This window comes from Algoriphagus halophilus (assembly GCF_900129785.1).
GTDB lineage: Bacteria > Bacteroidota > Bacteroidia > Cytophagales > Cyclobacteriaceae > Algoriphagus > Algoriphagus halophilus.
This window is the reverse complement of the sequence record NZ_FSRC01000001.1, coordinates 600413-623374: the sequence shown is the minus strand read 5'-3', so window position 1 is coordinate 623374 and position 22962 is coordinate 600413. Positions and strand designations below refer to the sequence as shown.

Below are 22962 nucleotides of genomic sequence, written 5' to 3'. Positions count from 1 at the left end.
ACAAAATAACAAGGATTATGTTGGTTAATATGAGATTCAATATGTAGTAATTGTTACTGATTTGTTATTAAAAAATATATAAATGCTAAACTTTTGATTGCATAAAAAAAGCCTCCCAACAGGAGGCTTCAAGTATTTATTTCCAGAGTTATCAGAGCATATTAAAAGCTCCTTTGACCAAAATTTTTGAATTTTCGTTCAGCTGTTGATTGGGATATATTTCCACCAATTGATCGTTTTGTCTTCCCAGTTGAACTTCTACTTTAGTAAGGACAAAGCCCTGGTCATTGGTCCCACTTTGAACCAATACGAAATTCTTCCCTTCTGATTCTACTACAGCGGCTACAGGTAAGGACCATCCTTCCTGAGGTGCTAACTGGACCCTGGCTTCCAAGTACATCCCTGGAACCAGCCGTTTCTCCTGACTCTCATCTACTAAATGTGCATGAACAGGAACAAAGCGTTGCTCGCTGATCGATTTTCCTACCACATACACTTTTGCTTCGAATTCATTCCCGGGTGAGTCTGGCAATGTGAAAATCACTCCTTGTCCTTCCGCTACATGAACCGCATCTTTTTCGAAAATATTCAGCTCAATATGCATGTGCTCTGTACTGATCAGTGTGGCAGCTTTGGAAGCAGAAGGCAAAAACGCCCCAGGTACCGTGAATACGCTTTCCACAAATCCGGCAATGGGGGAAATAATCGGAACTTTTGCCTGAATGGTAGCTGGAGTAAGCTGATCCGTATTGACATGGATCATTGCCAGTTGCTTCTTCAGACTTTCTGATCTAGCCAAAGTACTTTGGTAATCTGACTCTGCTTTTAAATATCCTTTTTGGGAAGCTATTTTCTCTCCATAAAGGGTTTTTTGTCTTTCAAACTCCTGCTTCAGGTAATTCAGCTGACTGGTTGCCTCCAAATAGTCCTGCTGCAATTTCACAAACTCCGGACTTTCTAAGTAAAATAACACTTCTCCTTTACGAACCTCTTGGCCTTCCATCAGTTTGAGACCGGAAACATATCCTCCAAAAAAGGGCGTGATATCCTGCATTCCCTCCACAGGGATTTTCACCTGACCCTGGACTTTCAGTTCCTCAGAAAATGTTTTTAAGACCATGTTCCCCCACTCCATATTCATGGCATCGTATTGTGCCTGAGTCAAAGAAACCTGATCCGAATTACCTCCAACAGACTGGATTTCCACGCCACTGGAGGCGTCTTCCGTTTTAGAGCTGCATTGAAACAATGCTCCTACAGAACACGCGATGATAAGACTTTTATAAATAGTTGATTTTATAGCTTCCATCAGTTGATGAGATAGTTTAATTCTAACACATTGATTTGGTAATTGTATCTGCTTTCTAGGTATTGCAGCGTGATATTCATGGAGTTCTCCATCAGTTGAACAAATTGGAGAAAGTCTATCTCTCCTTCCTGAAAGGATCGGTTCGCCTGTTCCATCAATTGGGTAGCCAACTGCTCCCCCTCTTCCTGATAATATCGGATGACTTCCAAATTCTGGTCTACCTTATATTGAGTTTGGTTATACCGGGAACTCAGTTTTTTCTCATAGTTCAGGGCTTCGAGCTCCATCATTTCCTTACGGAACTTACTGGCTCTCACCTGGGACTTCTGTGCACCAAAAAATAAAGGGACGCTGATCCCTCCCATGTAGGAAGGATAGATTTTTGAACCTGAATACACGTTGGTTCCTCGGGCATATTCCAAGGTGAGATCCGGAAGCAACTTCCTTTTCTCCACCTGCACCTGATGATCGGCTTGCATCAATGCACTTTGGTAATAATTGACTCCGGGATGCGACTCCACATCCAATTCGGCCATTTCCAGTTGAATCCCTGAACTCACTACCTTCAGGTCTCCCTCCCAGTTCAACAAAATCTTTAACCCTTCCAAAGCAACCTGAAAATTCTGTCCGGCTTCTGTGAGCTTCAACCCGATCTCACGCTGCTTTCCTGAGGCGGTTAATTTCTCCAGGTAATTGGTTTCACCCAATTCAAACCGTCTATCTGCCGCATTCGCAAATACCCGATACAGACTATCCAACTTTGCATAATGATTCTTCACCTCATCCCAGTGAACTGCCGTAACATAGGCTTTGCTGACTTCCCCACGTAGGCTCCGCTGCTGAATGGCCAATTGATTTTCCTGCATGGCTACCTGATCCTCTAGCACGTTTTTCTGGGCTGTATACAGGGAAGGGAAGGCAAAACTTTGGAGAAGCCCCCACTTGTTGTTGGCATAGCCATTTTCGGCGATGTCGTTTTCATCCCGAGAATAGAATACCTGCATCTTTGAGATATCCCATCCTGCTCCCGTGTTGACGGTAGCGGCTTCCAGCCCTTTACCGGCTGCTTGTAGGTTGAGGTTTTGCTCCAAGGCCATGTTCACCGCTTCATCCAAGGTCAATGTGAGCTCTTCCTGCTGCTCCTGGGCCATGGTAACGGCACTCAATGAAAGTAAGATCAACAGACTGAGTCCGGCCTTTTTGGCTCCTGAAACAGAAATCTTGACTCCCCCTTTAAATAAAACATACAGAACAGGCAATACCACCAAGGTCAAAACCGTGGCTGAAATCAAACCTCCTATCACTACAGTCGCCAAAGGTCTTTGTACCTCGGCGCCGGCAGAACCTGAAACTGCCATGGGCAAAAATCCCAAAGCCGCTGCGGAGGCTGTCAACAATACGGGTCTCAATCGTTCTTTGGCACCAATCAATACTAATTGTTTGATATCTGTATACTTTGATTCCATGGATTTAAAATGTTCTATTAACACAATCCCGTTCAGGACAGCAATCCCAAACAGGGCTATAAAGCCGACTCCGGCGGAAATACTGAATGGCATATCTCTTACCCATAGCAACAATACTCCACCTATAGCTGAAAGCGGTATCGCTGAATAAATCATCATGGCATCCCTTGTGGAAGAGAAAGCAAAATATAAGAGCACAAAAATCAAGATCAGGGCAATTGGAACTGCTATCAACAAGCGGTTTCTCGCCTGTTGCAGGTTTTCAAACTGACCTCCATAATCTACACGGTAGCCTTCTGGAATTTCTATTTGGGTGCGGATGATTTCCTGAATATCATCCACCACGGACTGCAAATCCCTATTTCTGACATTGACCCCTACCACAATCCTTCTTTGGGTATCATCCCTGGAAATCTTGGCAGGTCCCTTGGTATAGGAAATCGTCGCCAGCTCCCCTAAGGGAACACTTCCCCCTCCGGGCAGTAAGATTGAAGCTTGTTCAATGTTTGAAATATCCTTTCTGAAATCTTTCTCAAAACGAAGTACCAAGTCAAACTGCCGTTCTCCTTCAAACACTTTTCCTGCAGTAGCTCCGGCAAAGCCCATCGTCACGATGTCGTTCAACTCAGAGATATTCAATCCATACTTGGCAATCTTGCTGCGGTTGTACTCAATTTTCATCTGAGGCAAACCATCCACTTTTTCCACGATAATATCCGCGGCGCCTTCCACCCCTTGGATAGCAGCTTCTATTTCGTTTCCGGTTTTAAGCAACTGATCCAAATCATCCCCAAATACTTTGATCGCCAAATCAGCCCTTACCCCGGTAATCAGCTCATTAAAACGCATTTCAATGGGCTGGGTAAACTCATAATCCAAGCCTGGAATTACCTCCAAGGCCTCCTTGAACTTATCCGCCAATTCATCTTTGGTTTCTACCGTGGTCCATTCAGATGGAGGATGCAGGGTCACAATGACATCTGTTTCCTCCATTGACATGGGGTCTGTTGGGATCTCAGCTGCTCCGATTCGGGTAACCACCTGATTCACCTCCGGAAATTTCATCAAGATCTTTTCGATCTGGGTCATGGTCTCCACGGTATTGGTCAAAGAGGTACCTGTCTTCAACACAGGCTGGATCACAAAATCCCCCTCATCCAAGGTAGGAACAAATTCAGATCCCATGGACGAGAATAACAATACCGCAGCGATTAGCATGGCAGCGGCAGTGCTCAAAACAATTTTAGTATTGTCCAAGGCCCATTTAATGGTAGGCTCATACACTTTATTGATCTGACGAATCAGAAGTGTGGAGATGTTTTTTGGTCCCGGAGGAGTGGATTTCAAAAACAAAGAAGATACCACTGGCACATAGGTCAATCCAAGGATCATGGCACCGATCAAAGCAAAACTGAATACCTCTGCCATGGGACGGAACATTTTCCCTTCTACTCCGGAAAGTGAGAGAATAGGAATAAATACAATAATGATGATGATCTGACCAAAAATTGCGGAATGCATCATTTTAGATGCCCCGTTAAATGCCACCTGGTCCTTCTGTTTCTGGATTTCCGACTTGCTTAATCCAGCGAAATTCTGGTGTATCTGGGTAAACTTAAAAGCAATAAACTCTACAATGATCACCGCACCATCGATGATGATCCCAAAGTCAATGGCCCCCAGACTCATCAGGTTGGCATCTACCCCAAAGATGTTCATCATGGAAAGTGCGAACAACAAACTCAAGGGAATAATGGAAGCCACCACCAAACCGGAGCGGATATTCCCCAAGAGAAGCACCACCACGAATACCACGATCAAACAACCTTCAATCAGGTTTTTGGAAATGGTAGAGGTTGTTCTACCCACCAATTCAGACCGATCCAAAAACCCGTTAATTTCAATTCCTTCCGGCAAGCTGGGCTGAATTTCTTCCAATCGCTCCTTTACCCTTTCTATGGTTCCTTTTGAATCCGCTCCTTTGAGCATCATCACCTGCCCCAACACTTTTTCTCCTTCTCCATTTCCGGTGATGGCACCAAATCGATTGGCATGTCCAAATCCTACGGTGGCGATGTCCCGAATATAAATTGGGGTACCATCCCTGCTTTCGATGACGATATTTCCAATATCCTCCAGACTTTCCACCAAGCCCTCTCCGCGGATAAAGAAACTCTCATTCGTTTTCTCTATGTATCCTCCACCTGCAATGGAATTGTTTTGTTCCAAAGCTTTAAACACCTCGGACAGGTCAATCTGCATCCCCTTTAATCGCTCCGGGTTGATAGAAACCTCATATTGCTTTAAAAAACCTCCCCAGGTATTCACTTCTACCACACCGGGAATTCCCGATAGCTGTCTTCTAACGATCCAATCCTGAATAGTTCTTAAATCCGTGGTGGTGTATTGATCTTCATAGCCCGGCTTTACATCCACCACGTATTGATAAATCTCTCCCAAACCTGTCGTGATGGGCCCCATGAAAGGCTGCCCAAATCCTTCTGGAATACTTTCTTGAGCGATTTTAATACGCTCGGCAATGAGTTGTCTTGGTAGATAAGTCCCTAAATCATCGTCAAAAACAATGGTCACTACCGAAAGCCCAAACTTGGAAACAGATCTGATTTCCTGCACTCCAGGCAAGTTGGCCATCTCCAATTCCACAGGATACGTCAGGTATTTCTCCACATCCTCCGTTGCCAGGTTTCTGGAAGTGGTAATCACCTGAACCTGGTTATTGGTTACATCCGGAACCGCTCCGATAGGCAATGAACTCAAAGAATAAACCCCAAAAGCAATCCATCCCGCGATGAACAGAAAAACGATGAGCTTATTATTTATGCTCCACTGGATAATTTTGTCTAACATCGAACACGCTAATTGTTAGTCAAAAATCCACAATTAATACTATAGACTTCTTTTTAAAACCTTAAGATTATCTTAAAAATGGGAAAAGGTCAGAAACCGAGACGAAAGGCACTTCCAGACCCCAATTCACTGGAAACACTGATTTCAATACCACTTTCCTGAGCAAGTTTTTTGACAATTGCTAGGCCTAGCCCGGTGCCGGGGATCAATTTTTCCAAAGCTGAGGGGTCTCTATAAAAAGGATCGAAGATCTTTTTGATCGATTCTTCTCCAATGCCATGTCCCTGATCCTTTACAAAAATCAAGGGCTTTCCATTTTCGACCTGTATCTCCAAGTCAATGGGCCCGTCTGAATATTTAATGGCATTTTGGATCAAATTATTCAAAATCATCTGGAGTGACTTTTCACTGACCTGCACAAAAACAGGAATAGACTCCTCGGTATGGAAGCGAACTTCCCGACCAGTTTCTTTTTCAATCTGAACCGCTACTTCTTCAACAAAGGACATAATTTCCACCTCATCTTTCATTGACTCACCACTCCTTTCCACCCTTGCCAAGGCCAACAGCTGATCAATCATGGCGGACATTCGATCGATACTTTCTAAAGCAGTCTGGATTTTCTTCACATACTCTTCCGAAGTTCTTGGCTTTCTGATCAACACCTCCAAGGTCCCACGCATCACTGAAAGCGGGGTCCGTAATTCATGGGAAGCATCTGAAGTAAATTGCTTTTCACGGATCATGGACTGTTCCAACCGGTTGAGCAATTCATTGATGGATCGGGTCAATTGACCTATTTCGTCTTCCTGATCCAATACTGGTACCCGTTCATTGAGATTACTCTGGGTGATCTGATTGGTCTTGGAAATAATCTTTTGAATGGGCTGTATGCTTTTTCCTGCCAGGTACCTCATGGTAAGAAACAGGGAGATCAGGATACCGGGATAGAGAATCAGCAAAATATTTCTCAGGTTATCCAATAACTCCCTGGCATCTTCAAAAGAGGTAGCCAACAGCATATATCCTTCCGGTTTCCCTTCATGCTTCAGGAGCATCTGTTTCTGGCGAACTTCCTGTCCTCCAATGTTGATGGTCCAAGCACCTTCTTTGGAGTTCCAATTGGGATGAAACAGTAAACGGTTGGTCCCAAGATTCGGGGACTTATCCATGGAATTCCCTTCCAGATCGACAATTTCAATGAATATGGGATTCAACTGGATCTCCTGGTGTTCTTTTTCTTGCCATTCATCTTTGTGCATGAACTTGATTTCTCCATTGGCCAAAAAAATCTGCCCCACATGTTTATTGGATTCAATTTCCAGCTCCTGATCGATGGTTTCCACCACCGTGAAATTCACTACCAGGTAGATGATCCCGAAAACAAACATCACCAACAATGCCGTGACCAATGTCAACCTCCGCGCTATTTTCTCTTTATAGGATGATTTCATTTTTCTTTAGCCATATAGCCCACTCCTCTTACAGTCTGTATATAATCTTCATCTTTTTGAAGATCCAGTTTTTTCCGTAATGAGTTGATAAATACATCAATTACTCCGGTGTTGTATTCGAAGTGAATATCCCAGACACTTTCGATGATCCGGGTTCTCCGGCACACTTTGTTTTTGTTCCGCAACAGATATTCCAACAAGGCAAATTCTTTCTGTGTCAATTGTACCTCTTCTCCATTCTTATAGACCTGGTGTCTATCTGTATACAATTCAATTGGACCCAATGTAAATTTCTCATGCTCCCCTTCTTTTGATCTCAGCTGCACCCGTATTCTTTCTAGCAGTTCTTCAAAATGGAAGGGCTTTTTTATGTAATCATTCGCACCGGATTGAAGTCCGAATATGGTCTCATCCACGGTGTCCTTTGCGGTTAGAAATAGAATCGGGGTACTCGGAAATTCTTTTCTAAACTGTCGGGTAATTTCAATTCCGCTGAATCCAGGAAGCATCCAATCCAGTAAAAGCAAATCATAATTTCCGGATAATGCCATCTCCAGCCCCACCTTCCCATTATCAGCCACATCCACCGCAAAGGCCTCTTCCTCTAATCCCTGCTTTAAAAAGCTGGAAATCCCAGGTTCATCTTCTACTACCAGAATACGCATCCGCTATATGGTTTATTTCTAGATCTTTCCAATAATAGATCAATCAGGTAAATTTCCGGGTTAAATCTTCCCGGGACAAGACAATGCTCTTAAGATTCTCTTAAAAGTAGTAGAATGATTCAAAAAAAAGAGCCCTTTCTGCTAAGAAGGGGCTCAAAATATCAGGCCATTTCCACTGTTCGCGCTACAGGCTTTCTTTTTTTGGTGGGCTTCTTCTTCTTTTTATTCAGCCAGATAAGCGTGCCTGTGATCGGTAAACTGGTAGCAATCAGACAAGCCAAAAACCAGATGAATTTCGTGAATTGCCCAAAAATCTCGCCTGTATGCAAGGATTTCACCGATCTTCCCACCTGCTGTCTCATTGGTAAATCTGAGAATAAATTAGCTTCTACCACTGCTAACGTTCCTGCATTTATTTTTAATTGATCAGCCCCTGCCCGGGCAAAAAATCCGCTTCTATACTTACTGACACTGATCGGTTCGTTGTCTTTTCCAGGCAAGGAAATCCTGTATACCCCCTCATAAGGAAGAGCCGCATCAGTGGCTTCTAGTACTTCATCCAGGGTAAACTCTCCTGGAGTGAATGCCAAAGGTTCAGGTTTGGCACTTTCCTCTACTTTGGCATTAGGGTCTCTATAGGTATCCCAGGTTTTCTGCCAACCTTCCCTATACCATTGAAAAGACCAAAATGGCCCCGTCGCTCCCATGATCAATAAAAATATCAAGGAATAAAATGCCAGGGTATTATGCAGGTCATGATTGACTCTTTTCCAGTTTGCATTCCATTTTACTTTCAGACCTTGTCTCCAGTTTTTCACTTTTTTAGGGAACCAGATTACTATTCCAGTTAGCACCCCCAGGGTAAAAAGCAAGGTGGCAACTCCGTTGATAAACCTACCCAAGTCACGGTTGGACATACTCTCCATCATAGGCTCCTCTACCCGGTCCAATAACAACCATCTGTGAAGGCTAAACATATAGCCCATGAATTCAGAGGCTGCGGTTTTCACTCCGGAATCCCCCAGAATTTCACCTGTATAAGGGTTTACATAATAAGTGGTCCCTCTCCCCTTTTCCTCCTCCTTTTTCAAGGTAAACTGAACACTACTTTCTGGATCCGTATTCCAATTGACTCCTACTACTTTTGATTCCAGCTCGCCTTCCAACTTCAATTTCAATTCTTCTGCAGATTTCCTAGCTCCAGATTCCTCCACTGAATAGAGTTCAGGATTTGCGGATTCTCTGATCTCAGTATTGTAAACATAGATTGTCCCACTTAAACAGACAGCTATGACAATAATGCCGGAAATCAATCCTGCATAAAGGTGGATTTCATTGAAAATATGTCGTACGGATTGCCAAAGAGTTGAATTCTTCATGAGGAGGTCAATGGATTAATGGTCTGACAGGTAGCTTCCTTTTATGGTTCAGGCACAAAACTAACAATCCTAATTATTATTTAGACTAATTCCAATATAAAATATTCGATTTTTTTATCAGGCTTTGAAAAATAGAAGCTTCATGTGCATACCAGGCTTCCTGAATACAAAAAAACAAGGACTCTTTAAGGAAAGTCATTCAATTAAAAGCCAACTAATGGTTCATCAGAATAGGGACTAGACTCTAACTCAATATTGATTTAGGTTAGATGGCATGACAACGTCTAGGAATAATTCCCAGCCTTTTCTTTGCCCAAGTATTTTTGAATTGATCCAACCCAAATGGCATTGGTTTCACGAATATCTTTAACTTGAGACCCAAATATTCGAATGATGAAGAAAATAAGCCCATTGTTGTCAGCCCTATTGTTGGTCTTGTGCTTTGCATGTCAACCCAATGATGAAAAACCTTTACCCGAAGTATCTCCTGAATACGAAGCCTTATTGGATGCCCATGGAGACTGGTCAAAATGGATTCAAGCGAGAGCCATGAGTTTTTCTATGATCCACGAGACCAATTTGACCCAAGAGAACTATTTCATCAACCTCGATTCCCGAAAAATCCGATTGGATGGGTTCAATTTTTCAATAGGAAAAGATGATACTGGCACCTGGGTTTCTCCGAGTCGGGACGCTTTTGGAGGACAGTCCATTGACTTTTACCATAATTTATATTTCTATTTTTATTCTATCCCTTATGTTTTCACTGACCCTGGCATCTCGGTTTCACAAGTAGAAAACAAAATCCTAAATGGGGTCTCCTATAAAACCTTACAGGCTAAAATGAGTCCGGAGAACGGAAAATCTCCCAATGATCAATATTTCATGCTACTGAATGAAGAAACGGGAAGGTTAGAGTATTTGCTTTATACGGTGACTTATTTTGGCAATCCCAATCCATCCTTTACCGCATTAAGGTATGAGGATTACCGAAACGCAGATGGCCTGGTATTTCCAAGGTACCTCACAGGTTTTACCATTGAAAACGATTCTACAAGAGGCATCCGCTATCAGGTAAGTTTTGCTGACATCTTATTATTGGATGAACCGTTTGATGATTCCATTTTTGAAAAACCTGAAAAAGGAGTGTATGCCGATTAAGCCTTCATCAAATTGATTTGAACATCCGTAAGCAGCCGAGAATCTCCTTTGCCTGAAAAAGTACCTTGGACCGGTGAAGCCAGTGCAGGTTTGGCATGAGCTGCTAAGGGGATGTAATGATGATCGGTTAGTAGGCCCAAACTGGGATCCAGTCCTACCCAGCCTGCTCCAGGTAGATAGACCTCCAGCCAAGCGTGTAATTCATGCCCATCGTTTAATTCGGGATTAAAGGCGTATCCACTTACAAACTTGGTGGCGAGTCCCATATTCCCAAGAATATTCATGAGCATCCATGCCAAATCCCGACAGGATCCTTTCTTTTCCGCAAAAGTGTAATGGGGGGACCAAAGGTCCATTTCATATCGGATCACATGTTCCCAGGCTGCTTTTACCCCCGCGGTAATTCGGACCAGAAAACCGATGAGGTCTTCATTTCCTTTCCAAAACTCCTGTATAAATGATTGGTATTCCGGAACCTGATCATCGAAAACAAAATAAGAAATCATTTCTTTTTCAGGACCTGAATAAATGAAGAAGGGGTGGGAAGAATGAGTATTCGATTGGACAAACTCATCATCTACCAAGAATGCAAAAGGGTTAAAACTTTCTATATCCAACGTCAGTGTACTCTCAATTTTTAAGCGGCTTGATAAATCATTAAACCAAACCAATGAATAGAAATTACCGAAAAGATCCTGTCTCATACTTTGGTTCACAGGATTTGGAAAAATCTGAAGATCTGTATTCAGGATTTTAAAATGTGGACGTACCTGTGGGAACAAATAAAGTTTTTGTATCCCGATGTATACCTGATCTTCATAGGCGTAATCAGTGACATGGTTGACTTGAAGTCTCATTAAAATGTAGTGTAACTATCAATAGAATTCGGAAGTCCAAGTGAATTTTTCACTCGCTACTTCCCATAAAAAGTACCATTTCGGAGGCACTTCAACACGCAGATGGGTAGAAATTGAATTCGTGATTTCTATTCATTCACCTGACTCTGTACTAAGAGATTGTCTTTGATTTTAAAGAAGTTCTCATTGACTTGGTTGGAGATATGGTTGATCTTTACTTGAAGGCTATCCAAATATTCATGCAAACCGATGTTGATAATCTCGCTTACTTCTGCATATTCCAACTTGGATCGTAATTCCCCCATGGCCTTTTCTGCACTATTTTGATAGCCTCCGGACATGTTCCCTGTGATGGCCAAGAGACAGTTCTCTGCTTCTTTCAAACAATAATAGATGGACCTGGGGAAATATTTATTCAACACCATGAATTCAACTACTCCTGCAGGATCTATATTTCCATAGATTCTCCTGTAGGAATTAAAACCTGTCACCGATTTCAACAAAGCCATCCAATGCAGGAAATCCAAGGGAGTTCCCACTTCCTCGGCAGAAGGTAGCAGGATATGGTATTTCACGTCCAGGATTCTGGAAGTCTGGTCTGCTCTTTCCAGAAATTGGCCTAATTGCCTAAAAAACCATCCTTCTGTCCTGGCAACCGTATTATCGGCAATCCCGTAGATCAGTAGGATTTGGTTCTTTATCTGTTCAAAAAAAATGCGGGGATCTTCCTTTTTCCACATTTTTTTATCTGCTCCATGTTTAATCATGTAATACAGCTCATTTACCTCTTCCCAGGTTTCTTTGCTTAAACTATCCCGGATAATTCGGGCATTTTCCCGTGCACGGTAAATTGTATTGATCATGGAATTGGGATTTTTCTCATCAAAGGATAAGAAAAAAAGTACCTGATCTCTGGAAAAGGTTTTATGGGTTTCCAGGTAAAATTTTAAATCCCCCGTAGCTGCAATTAATGGTTGCCATTGTTCTTTGAGATCAAGTGGCAAGTCCTGCATTAAATTAAAATTGACATCAATAAATCGAGCATAGTTTTCAGCTCTTTCTAGGTATCTCCCTAGCCAATAAATATGATTTGCTACTCTACTCAGCATAGTTTAATTAGTTATATAGTACCCAAGTATCTTTACTTCCACCTCCTTGTGAACTGTTTACGACAAGGGATCCTTTTTTCAGGGCAACTCGGGTCAGGGCTCCAGGTATTACCTCGATATTCTCTCCATACAAAATATAGGGTCTCAAATCCACATGTCTGCCCACGACTCCTTCTTCTGTCAAGCTAGGAACTGTGGAAAGGGATAAGGTAGGTTGAGCGATATAATTTGAAGGGTTGTTCTTAATCAAGGTCTTAAAGTGCTCATGCTCTTCTTTCGTGGCTTTTGGACCTATCAGCATTCCATAGCCTCCTGCGGCGTTGGTTTCTTTGACTACCAAGTCATGAATATTATCTAAGACATACTTTCTGTCTTCTTCCTCTCTACATAGGTAGGTAGGGACATTATTTAAAATCGGATCCTCATCGAGGTAATACTTAATGATCTTGGGCACATAGGCATACACTGCTTTATCATCTGCGACGCCGGTTCCGGGAGCATTGGCCATCCCTATATTTCCTGCCTTATAGGCTTCAAAAATTCCGGGAACACCCAACATGGATGCTGGATTGAAAACCATGGGGTCCAAAAATGTATCATCTATCCTTCTGTAGATAACGTCAATTTGTTGCAAGCCTTTGGTGGTCTGCATATACACTTTCTTGTTTTCAACAATCAGGTCTACCCCACTTACCAGCTCCACTCCCATTTGGAGCGCCAAATACGAATGTTCGAAATAGGCTGAATTATAAATCCCCGGAGTCAGTACCCCCACCACTGGTTTTTGCTTCCCGCTGATATTTTGCAACATTTTAAGAAGCTTGGCGGGGTAATCGGAAACAGGCATCACCCCTTTATTATTGAATAATTCCGGGTAAACCCTTTTGATAATCTCTCTGCTTTCCAACATGTAGGAAACCCCGGATGGACAACGGAGATTATCTTCCAGAATATAAAACTCCCCACTTTTATCCCTGACCAAATCGGTACCTGTAATATGGCACCAGATTCCTTTCGGAGGAGTTAAGCCAATACAAGGCTTTAAATAGTCCTTACTTTTTAAGATCAGCTCCGCTGGTACCACCCCATCTTTTAAGATCTTCTGTTCATTGTATATATCCTGAAGGAAAAGATTCAATGCATATACCCGCTGTTTTAAACCGGCCTCTAACTTTTTCCACTCTTGATTGGAGATAATTCTTGGGATGATATCCAAATGAAGGATTTTCTCCATCCCTTGATTATCATGATATACATTAAAGGTCATCCCCATGGCCAACTGGGTCTTATTGGCCGAAAATTGAAGATGCTTCATTTTTTTGGAAGATGCTTTATTCAAAAACTTGAAAAAACCTTCGTAATGAGGCCTCACTTCACCTTCTGGAGTAAACATTTCGTCAAAATGCTCCCCCGCACTATATCCTTCTGTTTTCATTAAAAATCTCTTTTTTTAAATATGAGGTCAAATAAGATAGGTTAAAATAGATAAAAGTCAAATTTTCACCTCATTTACGAGTTATTTTTTACCAAAATTTAATTTTAACTATAAAATATTCAAAAAACAGGGTTATTTATTAATTGCTTAAAATCTTAGTAGATCCTAACTTTCATTCTATTAAAACAAAATATTGCAAAACAAGCCTTGTCCCTCCAAAAACCAATGAATGATATAATTTACAAAGTATTCTTAAGTCTTGCTATAAAATACACTTGATAAAACCGTTATTTTACAACATGAATAATGAAAGTTTTAATTCAGTCAGGCCGAGTTTCACATCTAGATTTACTTCCTGGAGTACCTGGAAGGATTTTCTTTTTATTGCCATCGGTACCTGTATGGCCAGTATTGGGCTAAAAGGATTTTTGCTCCCCAATGGTTTTTTTGATGGAGGAGCCATGGGCGTGTCTCTATTACTGGAAATCCTGACTCCTGTCAATCTCTCCGTATTGATTGTTTTAGTCAATATTCCCTTCATCCTTTTGGGCGCAAAACAGTTTTCCTGGCCATTTGCCATTAAGTCCAGCCTTGCCATTTTTGGTTTAGCACTCCTTGTCCATTACATAGAGTTACCTACCATCACCGCTGATAAATTATTGATCGCCGTGTTTGGAGGATTTTTCCTGGGTAGTGGGATAGGTTTTTCTATTCGAGGTGGTGCAGTAATCGATGGAACAGAAGTCTTGGCGATATCTGTCAGTAGAAAATCAAGCTTGACCGTAGGTGACTTCATCTCTGTATTCAATGTCTTCTTATTTATCGTAGCTGCAGTTTTTGTCAATATAGAAACAGCCATGTATTCCATGTTGACTTATTTCTCTGCCTCAAAAACGGTAGACTTTCTAATCAACGGCGTGGAAGAGTACTTAGGGGTAATGATTATGTCTCCCCAGACTGAAGAAATAAAATCGATGATTTCCCATGGATTGGGAAGAGGGGTTACGGCCTTAAAATCGGATGGAGGATATGGTGAAAAAGCCAATCTTTACCCCGAAAGAAAAGTACTTTTCTGTGTCATCACCAGGCTGGAAGTAACCAGGTTGCTGAATGAAATTGAAAAAATAGATCCGAAGGCATTTGTGATTCAATACCCTATCAAAGACACCAAAGGGGGAATGATCAAAAAAAGGCCGATGCATTAAAAAGCCAAAAGCCAAAGAATTGGTTTCTTTGGCTTTTTAGAATCGTTTAAGTTTGAGTTGGGCTTCAGCACCGTTCAGCCCGACCAAACTTTATTCTGCTATTCTGTGTACTTTTTAATTAGGATATAGTCGATCCACTCGCAGTTCCTTCATGTGGAGTAAGTAGCTTCAACTTACCATCTTTATCTTCAGCCATTAAAATCATGCCTTCCGAATCAATCCCCATCATTTTTCTTGGGGCTAAATTGATCAGCATCGTTACTTGCTTACCCACCAGAAACTCCGGTTCAAAATGCTCTGAAACCCCACTTAAAACGGTTCTTTCACCCAATCCTGTATCTACTTTCAACTTCAATAGCTTTTTGGATTTAGGCATTTTTTCTGCCGCTAAGATCGTTACTACCCGCATATCCAGTTTTGCAAAATCATCATAGGTGATGATTTCTTTCATTACTGGCACAGGAGCATTTGCTGCCTCATTTTCTTTTTTCGCGTCCATCAATTTTTGTATTTGTTTCTCCACTACTTCATCTTCAATTTTCTCAAATAACAGCCCCATCTCTCCCAATGTGGTCCCTGCTTTCAATAATTCAGCATCTCCAGCTTTACTCCAGTCATATTCTTTCATTCCAAACAAGTTGACCAGTTTGGAAGCGGTAAACGGTAAGAAAGGCTCGGATACAATGGCCAGATTTGCCGCAATGTTCAAGGCAATATTCAGAATGGTAGCTGTTCTAGCTTCATCTGTTTTAATCGTTTTCCAAGGCTCCGTATCGGCCAGGTATTTATTTCCTAGTCGCGCTAAGTCCATGACCAAAGCAAGGGCCTCTCTAAATCTATATCGCTCAATCGAAGAAGCAATCTTTTCCGGGAAGCCTGCCAATTCAGCCAACACTTCCTGGTCATAGCCCGTCAATTCTCCCCTAGCTGGAATCGCTCCATCGAAATACTTTTTGGTAAGCACTACTGCACGATTCACAAAATTTCCATAAATCGCTACCAACTCAGAATTATTTCTTCCCTGAAAATCTTTCCAGGTAAAGTCATTGTCTTTGGTTTCAGGTGCATTGGCAGTCAGGACATACCTCAAGACATCCTGCTTGCCCGGAAACTCCTGCAAATACTCATGAAGCCAAACAGCCCAGTTTCTGGAAGTAGAAATCTTTTCCCCTTCCAAATTCAAAAACTCGTTTGCAGGCACATTATCAGGAAGCACATAACCACCATGGGTTTTTAAAATTGCAGGGAAAATGATGCAATGGAACACGATGTTGTCCTTTCCAATAAAATGCACCAGTTTGGTATCCTCGTCTTTCCAGTAAGGCTCCCAATCTATTCCTTTCTCTTGTGCCCATTCCTTGGTGGAAGAGATATACCCAATTGGCGCATCGAACCACACATACAATACTTTCCCTTCTGCATCCTGTAAGGGCACTTTGATCCCCCAGTCCAAATCTCTGGTCATGGATCTTGCCTGCAGTCCATCCCCGGCTTCCAACCAAGAGCGGCATTGGCCCAACACGTTATTTTTCCAATCCTCAGCATGCTCCTCCAAAATCCACTTTTTCAAAAAGTTTTGGTACCTGGCCAAATCCAGGAACCAATGTTTGGTCTCCTTTAAAACCGGTGTTCTTCCGCTTAGCTTGGATTTAGGATTGATGAGTTCAGTTGGACTTAGAGAACTTCCACATTTCTCACATTGATCTCCATAGGCATGCTCATTCCCGCACTTGGGACAAGTCCCTTCAATATATCGATCAGCCAAGAACTGCTTGGCCTCCTCATCATAATATTGCTCCGTACTTTGCTCTAAAAACTCCCCTTTTTCATACAAATCCTTGAAAAAACCTTGGGCGGTTTCGTGGTGAATAGGTGCTGAAGTGCGGGAGTAGTGATCGAAGCTGATTCCAAATTCCTGGAAACTCCCCTTCATGATTTCATGGTAATGATCCACGACTTGCTGCGGAGTTTTTCCTTCTTTTTTGGCTTTGATGGTGATGGCAACACCATGTTCATCAGAACCGCAGATATAGGCCACGTCTTTCCCTAAGCTTCTCAAATACCGGACGTAGATATCGGATGGAATATAACATCCTGCCAAATGGCCAATATGCAAGGGGCCGTTGGCATAAGGAAGTGCTGAAGTGACAGTGTATCTTTTAAAGTTTTTATGGCTCATATCCTGAGAATAATTCGAATGCTAAATGGGTGAAATAAATTTCAATTCAATTATTTCTGGGCGCAAAGATAAGTAAAACGATTGAGGGAGAGGTCAGGCATTTGCAAAATCATTCCTTGCCTCCTCCGTTAGGATCCCATTATAGATAATCGAAATGGCCTGATCGAAGATTTCTGATGGAGATAGCTTCATTCCCTTTTGGATGGACTCCGGAAACTGGCCGATAAATTTAGGATCTAATAAGGACTGGACCGCCGAGGCATACAGCATGACGACCAGATTGATATTGATCCCAGGATTCACTAAACCTTGCTCCACTCCTTGCTTGATCAATTTCTGAAATCTCAAATAAGCAGACTCGTTGATATAAACCTTCATTTCTTCCCAGATGTCATGGGCATGTTCACGCACATCTTCAAACAATTCTGGATTGATGGGAGCCAAATGATTCGCTACCACGGTTAAAGTAGACTTTAATTTGAGGGGAAATGAAATGTATTTGTTTTCCAAAATAGCCTCCACTTTGGAGCTCATCTTCAATTTCAAAACTTCAAAAGAAGCCTCCAGTAACTCCAGTTTCCCAGGATAATATTTATACAACGTTTTTTTACTAATACCCAAGCTTGCCGATATCTCATCCATCGTGGTATGGCGGTACCCTTTTTCAAGAAAAAGTTTGTACGCCGCATCTAGAATTTTACCCTCTTGGCTATTTTTTTTGCTCATGATGAATCTTATCAACCCAAAGATAGAAATTCAATCTAAGGAGAAAATATTCTTAAAGAACCTATTGTTCCTAAGAATTCGAATTGATCTTTGCAGCGGCAAAACGTATTTTTAGCATTCCAATTTTCAGTCCCTTTTATGAACCACCAAGAAGCAGCAGCAAAAATTGCTCAACTCACCCAAGAGATCAATCACCATAACAATCTATATTACCAGGAAAGCAATCCTGAAATCTCTGATTATGAGTTCGATCTATTATTGGAAGAGCTGATCAAATTGGAAACCGAGTTCCCTGACTTGTTAGATCCTGACAGCCCCAGCCAGCGAGTGGGCGGTACGATTACCAAGGAGTTCCAAACGGTAGAACACGAAACCCGCATGCTTTCCTTGGGGAATACTTATTCTGTAGAAGAATTAATTGCTTTTGACGAACGTGTCATCAAAGGTCTGGGGCATTCTGATTTTGAGTACTTCTGTGAAATGAAATTTGATGGAGTAGCCATCAGCCTGGTGTATGAAAACGGACGCTTGCTTAGGGCAGTTACCCGAGGAGATGGATATCGTGGAGATGATGTCACTGCAAATGTTCGGACGATCAGAAATATTCCTCTCGAGGTGAAAGGAGAAAATATCCCTGCAAAATTTGAGGTCAGAGGAGAGATATTCCTACCCTTGAGAGAATTCCAAAAAATTAATGATGCTCGTGATGAAGCCGGGGAAGCCTTGTTGGCAAACCCCAGAAATGCAGCTTCCGGAACCCTGAAAATGCAGGATTCTTCCGTGGTGGCAAAAAGAAGATTAAACTGTTATTTCTACCAATTGCTCGGAGATGATTTGAGTGTCAACACTCATTCAGAAGCTATTGCACTCCTAGAACAATGGGGATTCAACGTGTCCCAGACCTATAGAAAAGTAGCAAATATCCAGGAGGTAGTCCAATACATTAATGACTGGAAAGAAAAGCGTTTTTCCCTTCCTGTGGACACGGATGGGGTGGTTTTAAAAGTCAATAATTATGATCAGCGAGAGGAATTGGGCTTTACGGCTAAAAACCCCCGTTGGGCAATTGCCTATAAATACAAAGCAGAGAGTGCTGAATCGGAGCTTCTATCCATCACCTACCAGGTAGGAAGAACTGGAGCCATCACGCCTGTAGCCAACCTATCTCCAGTAAGATTGGCTGGAACAACCGTGAAACGGGCTTCCTTACATAATGCCAATGAAATTGAACGCCTGGATTTACATGAGGGAGATTTTGTTTACGTAGAAAAAGGCGGGGAAATCATTCCCAAGATCACTGCAGTCAATGTTGATCGAAGGAAATCAGGATCTAACCCCATTTCTTACATCACCCATTGTCCCGAATGTGGAACAGCCTTGGAGAGAAAAGAGGGCGAAGCAAAACATTATTGTCCCAATGCAGCAACCTGTCCACCTCAGGTTTTAGGAAGAATAGAGCATTTTGTACATAAACGTGCCATGGATATTGATTCTATGGGAACTGAGAGAATCCGCGCGTTGATCGATCAGGATTTCATCTCCAATCCGGCAGATATATACGAGTTGGAGCAGAAAAAACAGGACCTTCTGGGACTTGAAATGTCCCATGACCAATACGAAACGGAGGGAGATGGTTTATTGTATATCACGGTGGAAAAAGCTCTTTTTGCTTTGACAGAACAAATCTCTTTCAAACAGATTCATGACTTTTTATTGGAAAAAGCAGAGCTGCCACTACTGGAAACCTTGAGGTCATTTCAGGAACAAATTAGGCTTTGGAAAAAGAAAGTTCCAGCTAACGTGGGAATGGTGGAGTACCTGATCAACCATTTGAAAGATCGAAACTTACCTAAGCTGGAAGATTATGTGCCAGTAGCAGTGGTGCTAGAGATTTTACTGGGAAGAAGAGTGGATTTTGAAACCATTTTATCTGCCTCTAAATTGGAAGGGACCGTCCATGGGATTTTACTGAAACTGAATTTAGACCTCTCCCCCGAAGTCCATGATCGAATTAAAAAATTGAAAGCAAATACTTTTCAGGACGGAGTGATTTCGAATATGATGGAGGGGATTTCGGCTTCGAAAAACCAACCATTTGAAAAGGTATTGTTTGCTTTGGGAATTCGAAATATTGGAGAGAATACTGCTCAATTATTGGCAAGACATTTTGGGTCCATTGAAAAATTAGAAGCTGCCACTACGGAGCAACTTTTAGAGATCAATGGTGTAGGAGAAACATTGGTACATAGCATCCATGATTTCTTTGCTCAGCCCAAAAACCAAGAAATCATTGCCCGATTAAAAGCCTTTGGGTTAAAATTTGAAATTGAGCATCATGAAGACCGCCAACTAGGGGATGCATTAGCAGGTAAGCGGATTTTGGCCAGTGGGAAACTTGTCCATTTCAAAAGAGATGAAATCAAAGATACCGTCATCGCTCATGGAGGCCAATACATTTCATCCGTTTCCAAAAATCTGGACTTTATCATAGAAGGTGCAGATATGGGGCCTAGTAAGAAGGAAAAAGCTGAAAAACTGGGTATCCCTATGATTTCAGAGGAAGAATTCCTTAAAATGATACAAGAATAATCCAAATATCAATTTTCTTAAGATCAATTCAAGTAAGCCCATTATCTTTAGGCTTCAAACCTATTTATTACAAATGAATCAATTTAAAGGAACAGGAGTAGCATTGGTCACACCATTTCATGATGATTGCTCTATTGACTTTACAGGATTAAAAAAGCTAATAGACCATGTGATCGATGGCGGAGTTGATTATTTAGTCGTTTTAGGAACGACAGGTGAATCCGCTACTTTGTTGCCTGCAGAGAAGAAGCAAGTGCTTGCTGCTTGTTTGGAATACAATTCGGGGAGAGTTCCTGTGGTTTATGGTATTGGTGGAAACAACACCCAATTCGTGTTGAATGAAATCATCAACACCGATTTTACCGGAATCTCTGCCATTCTTTCAGTGAGCCCATTTTATAACAAACCAAGTCAAAGAGGAATCATTGCACATTATTCTGCAATTGCGGATAACTGCCCTGTACCAGTGATTCTATATAACGTTCCGGGAAGAACCATGTCAAATATGACGGCCGAAACAACATTACGATTAGCTGACCATCCCAATATTATCGGAATGAAAGAGGCAAGCGGAAATCTGGAACAGTGTATGCAAATCGCAGCCTCCAAGCCCAAAGATTTTCTTTTGATTTCCGGGGATGACTTAATGACAAAAGCCATGTATAGTATCGGCGGTTCTGGAATCATTTCTGTTTTGGCAAATGCACTTCCTTCCACTTTTAAAGCCATTTGTCATGGTTCAGAAAAAGAAAGTTTAAAAGCCTCTTTTTCTCTTTTGGATTTCAATTCCTTGATGTACCAGGAAGGGAATCCCGTTGGAATTAAAAACCTATTAATGCATATGGGAATCTGTGGCGACCAGCTAAGACTTCCTATGTTGAGAGCAAGCCTTGAATTGAATCAGCAGATCAAAACGGTATACCAAAAATCCAAATAATCTGAATGCATAATGCACGATCCATCTCAGAATTAAACCAGCTGATCCAACAGGTAATCGACACTGAACTGGATCCGGTTTATTGGGTGGTGGGTGAAATTTCAGACTTTAGGCTTTCCCCTCAAGGGCACGCCTATTTTGAACTCGTAGAGAAATCAGGGAATAAAATCCAGGCAAAACTCCGAGCCAACCTATGGGCTTTTACCTATAGAAACATCGCTTCCAAATTCGAATCTGTTACTGGTTCAAGTTTGAAAAATGGAATGAATATCCTGGCTCAGGTGGCCATTAATTTTCATCCACTGTATGGACTAAGCATCAATGTAAAGGACATTGACCCTTCTTTCTCTTTAGGAGAAAGAGCCAGGTTGAGACAGGAAACGATCGACCGACTTACCAAGGAAGGGATGATCAGTCTGAATAGCCAACTTGAAATGCCTCCGGTTATTCAAAAAATAGGTATTATCAGTAGTGCTACTGCAGCCGGGTATGGAGACTTCATCAATCAACTTGAATCTAACCCTGGTGGCTACCATATTTATTACAGATTATTCCCCTCCCTGATGCAGGGGAATGAAGCATCCGCCAACTTGATTCGGGCCATTGAGCTTGCAGAAGAGTCCAAAGAACGCTTAGGCCTAGAGGCAATAGTGATTATTAGAGGAGGTGGGGCCCAATTAGACTTGGACTGCTTTGATGACTATCAATTGGCTCTTAAAATTGCCCAATGTAGTTTACCGGTATTCACTGGGATTGGTCATGAACGGGATGAAACCATCGCTGATCTGGTGGCACATACCAAGTTAAAAACACCCACCGCGGTGGCGGAGTTTTTACTTTCAGGATTTCGGGAATTTGACGAAATGCTTTCCTTGCAATTTCGAAGATTGGACCGGAGTACCAGAATACAGCTACAAGAACAATTCACAGTGTTGCAGGGTTTAAGTCATCGAATCAATTCCAATTGCATGAACAGGCTCAGTAGGGAGACCGACAGGTTGAATGCGAACCTCAACCAAATTAAAAGCGCTTCTAAGAGTTTACTTCAACTGGAGAATGTAAAACTCTCATCCTTGGAAAAGACGATCAAGCAAGAGGTTGAACATACCTTGATTCAGGAATCCAATCGAGTTGAAAGACTCTCAAAAACTCTTTCACAATTGGATCCAAAATCAATTTTGGAGAGAGGGTATACCAAGACGGAAGTAAATTCAGTACCTGTTCAGTTAGTAGCTATCAAAGAAGGGGATCTGATGATCACCCACACATCAACCAAAAAAATCAGTAGTACAATTACCCAAATTGAGGAGTAATGGCAGATATAAATTATACAGAAGCAATGAGCCGTCTAGAACAGATCTTGGTTCAGTTAGAAGAAGGAAAAAAAAGCATTGATGAATTATCTGAATTGGTAAAAGAGGCTTCAGAATTGGTAAAAGCATGCCGATTTAAGCTAAAATCCACGGAAGAAGAAATTCAAAAAGCCTTCGAAAACGAGTGATCAGATTACTCATTTAACAATAATTCTTCAATAATCCTGTTATGGATATGAATTATATTAAAGGATTGGCATATTTGTTGACGAATTTGCAACAATCCTGAAACTTACATTAATGCATCAGG

The 22962-nt window shown here is 41.8% G+C and carries 16 protein-coding genes; 6 read left to right on the top strand and 10 right to left on the bottom strand.

Going from position 1 to position 22962, the window contains the following annotated elements:
• Window positions 1-151: 151 nt before the first annotated feature.
• The 5 genes from BUR11_RS02560 to BUR11_RS02540 form a co-directional block, all read right to left on the bottom strand.
• On the bottom strand, window positions 152-1309 hold the full coding sequence (locus tag BUR11_RS02560; RefSeq protein WP_074223258.1) for an efflux RND transporter periplasmic adaptor subunit: 1158 nt from the start codon (window positions 1307-1309) through the stop codon (window positions 152-154).
• On the bottom strand, window positions 1309-5643 hold the full coding sequence (locus tag BUR11_RS02555) for a CusA/CzcA family heavy metal efflux RND transporter (RefSeq protein ID WP_074223257.1): 4335 nt from the start codon (window positions 5641-5643) through the stop codon (window positions 1309-1311). Before BUR11_RS02555 ends, BUR11_RS02560 begins: the two co-directional genes overlap by 1 nt.
• Before the next feature lie 89 nt (window positions 5644-5732).
• Window positions 5733-7097 carry a sensor histidine kinase gene (locus BUR11_RS02550; RefSeq protein ID WP_074223256.1) on the bottom strand — a complete coding sequence of 455 codons (1365 nt, stop codon included), beginning with the start codon at window positions 7095-7097 and terminating at the stop codon, window positions 5733-5735.
• Window positions 7094-7762: a response regulator transcription factor gene (locus BUR11_RS02545; RefSeq protein ID WP_074223255.1), complete on the bottom strand. Its 669-nt coding sequence runs from the start codon at window positions 7760-7762 to the stop codon at window positions 7094-7096. The genes BUR11_RS02550 and BUR11_RS02545 overlap by 4 nt, the downstream gene beginning before the upstream one ends.
• A gap of 161 nt (window positions 7763-7923) precedes the next feature.
• Window positions 7924-9141, bottom strand: coding sequence for a PepSY-associated TM helix domain-containing protein (locus tag BUR11_RS02540; RefSeq protein WP_074223254.1), 1218 nt, complete (start codon window positions 9139-9141; stop codon window positions 7924-7926).
• A 390-nt stretch (window positions 9142-9531) separates the two neighbouring features.
• On the opposite strand from BUR11_RS02540, the gene BUR11_RS02535 reads away from it, so the two are divergent.
• Window positions 9532-10302 carry a DUF6503 family protein gene (locus tag BUR11_RS02535; protein WP_074223253.1) on the top strand — a complete coding sequence of 257 codons (771 nt, stop codon included), beginning with the start codon at window positions 9532-9534 and terminating at the stop codon, window positions 10300-10302.
• On the opposite strand, the gene BUR11_RS02530 is transcribed toward BUR11_RS02535, so the two are convergent.
• The 3 genes from BUR11_RS02530 to BUR11_RS02520 all read right to left on the bottom strand — a co-directional run bounded on the left by BUR11_RS02530 (window position 10299) and on the right by BUR11_RS02520 (window position 13703).
• Window positions 10299-11159 carry a transglutaminase family protein gene (locus BUR11_RS02530; protein WP_074223252.1) on the bottom strand — a complete coding sequence of 287 codons (861 nt, stop codon included), beginning with the start codon at window positions 11157-11159 and terminating at the stop codon, window positions 10299-10301. The genes BUR11_RS02535 and BUR11_RS02530 overlap by 4 nt on opposite strands.
• 128 nt (window positions 11160-11287) lie before the next feature.
• Window positions 11288-12268, bottom strand: coding sequence for an alpha-E domain-containing protein (locus BUR11_RS02525; RefSeq protein WP_074223251.1), 981 nt, complete (start codon window positions 12266-12268; stop codon window positions 11288-11290).
• A gap of 7 nt (window positions 12269-12275) precedes the next feature.
• A complete protein-coding gene (locus BUR11_RS02520) occupies window positions 12276-13703 on the bottom strand; it encodes a circularly permuted type 2 ATP-grasp protein (RefSeq protein ID WP_074223250.1) in 1428 nt (475 codons plus the stop codon).
• A gap of 299 nt (window positions 13704-14002) precedes the next feature.
• Here BUR11_RS02520 and BUR11_RS02515 point away from each other — a divergent pair, with 299 nt between their 5' ends.
• Complete coding sequence (locus BUR11_RS02515) at window positions 14003-14908, top strand: YitT family protein (RefSeq protein ID WP_074223249.1); 906 nt, start codon at window positions 14003-14005, stop codon at window positions 14906-14908.
• A gap of 118 nt (window positions 14909-15026) precedes the next feature.
• On the opposite strand, the gene metG is transcribed toward BUR11_RS02515, so the two are convergent.
• Together metG and BUR11_RS02505 are read right to left on the bottom strand one after the other, a co-directional pair.
• Window positions 15027-17087, bottom strand: coding sequence for a methionine--tRNA ligase (metG, locus tag BUR11_RS02510; RefSeq protein ID WP_074223248.1), 2061 nt, complete (start codon window positions 17085-17087; stop codon window positions 15027-15029).
• 93 nt (window positions 17088-17180) lie between these two features.
• Entirely contained in the window at window positions 17181-17813 is a 633-nt protein-coding gene (locus BUR11_RS02505; RefSeq protein WP_074223247.1) for a TetR/AcrR family transcriptional regulator, read from the bottom strand.
• Window positions 17814-17951: 138 nt separating this feature from the next.
• On the opposite strand from BUR11_RS02505, the gene ligA reads away from it, so the two are divergent.
• From ligA to xseB, 4 genes are all read left to right on the top strand, one after another.
• Entirely contained in the window at window positions 17952-20402 is a 2451-nt protein-coding gene (gene ligA, locus BUR11_RS02500) for an NAD-dependent DNA ligase LigA (protein WP_074223246.1), read from the top strand.
• Window positions 20403-20475: 73 nt separating this feature from the next.
• Entirely contained in the window at window positions 20476-21339 is an 864-nt protein-coding gene (gene dapA / locus BUR11_RS02495) for a 4-hydroxy-tetrahydrodipicolinate synthase (RefSeq protein ID WP_074223245.1), read from the top strand.
• A gap of 5 nt (window positions 21340-21344) precedes the next feature.
• Window positions 21345-22652, top strand: coding sequence for an exodeoxyribonuclease VII large subunit (xseA, locus tag BUR11_RS02490; RefSeq protein ID WP_074223244.1), 1308 nt, complete (start codon window positions 21345-21347; stop codon window positions 22650-22652).
• Window positions 22652-22840: an exodeoxyribonuclease VII small subunit gene (xseB, locus tag BUR11_RS02485; protein WP_074223243.1), complete on the top strand. Its 189-nt coding sequence runs from the start codon at window positions 22652-22654 to the stop codon at window positions 22838-22840. The genes xseA and xseB overlap by 1 nt, the downstream gene beginning before the upstream one ends.
• The last annotated feature ends 122 nt before the right edge of the window (window positions 22841-22962 follow it).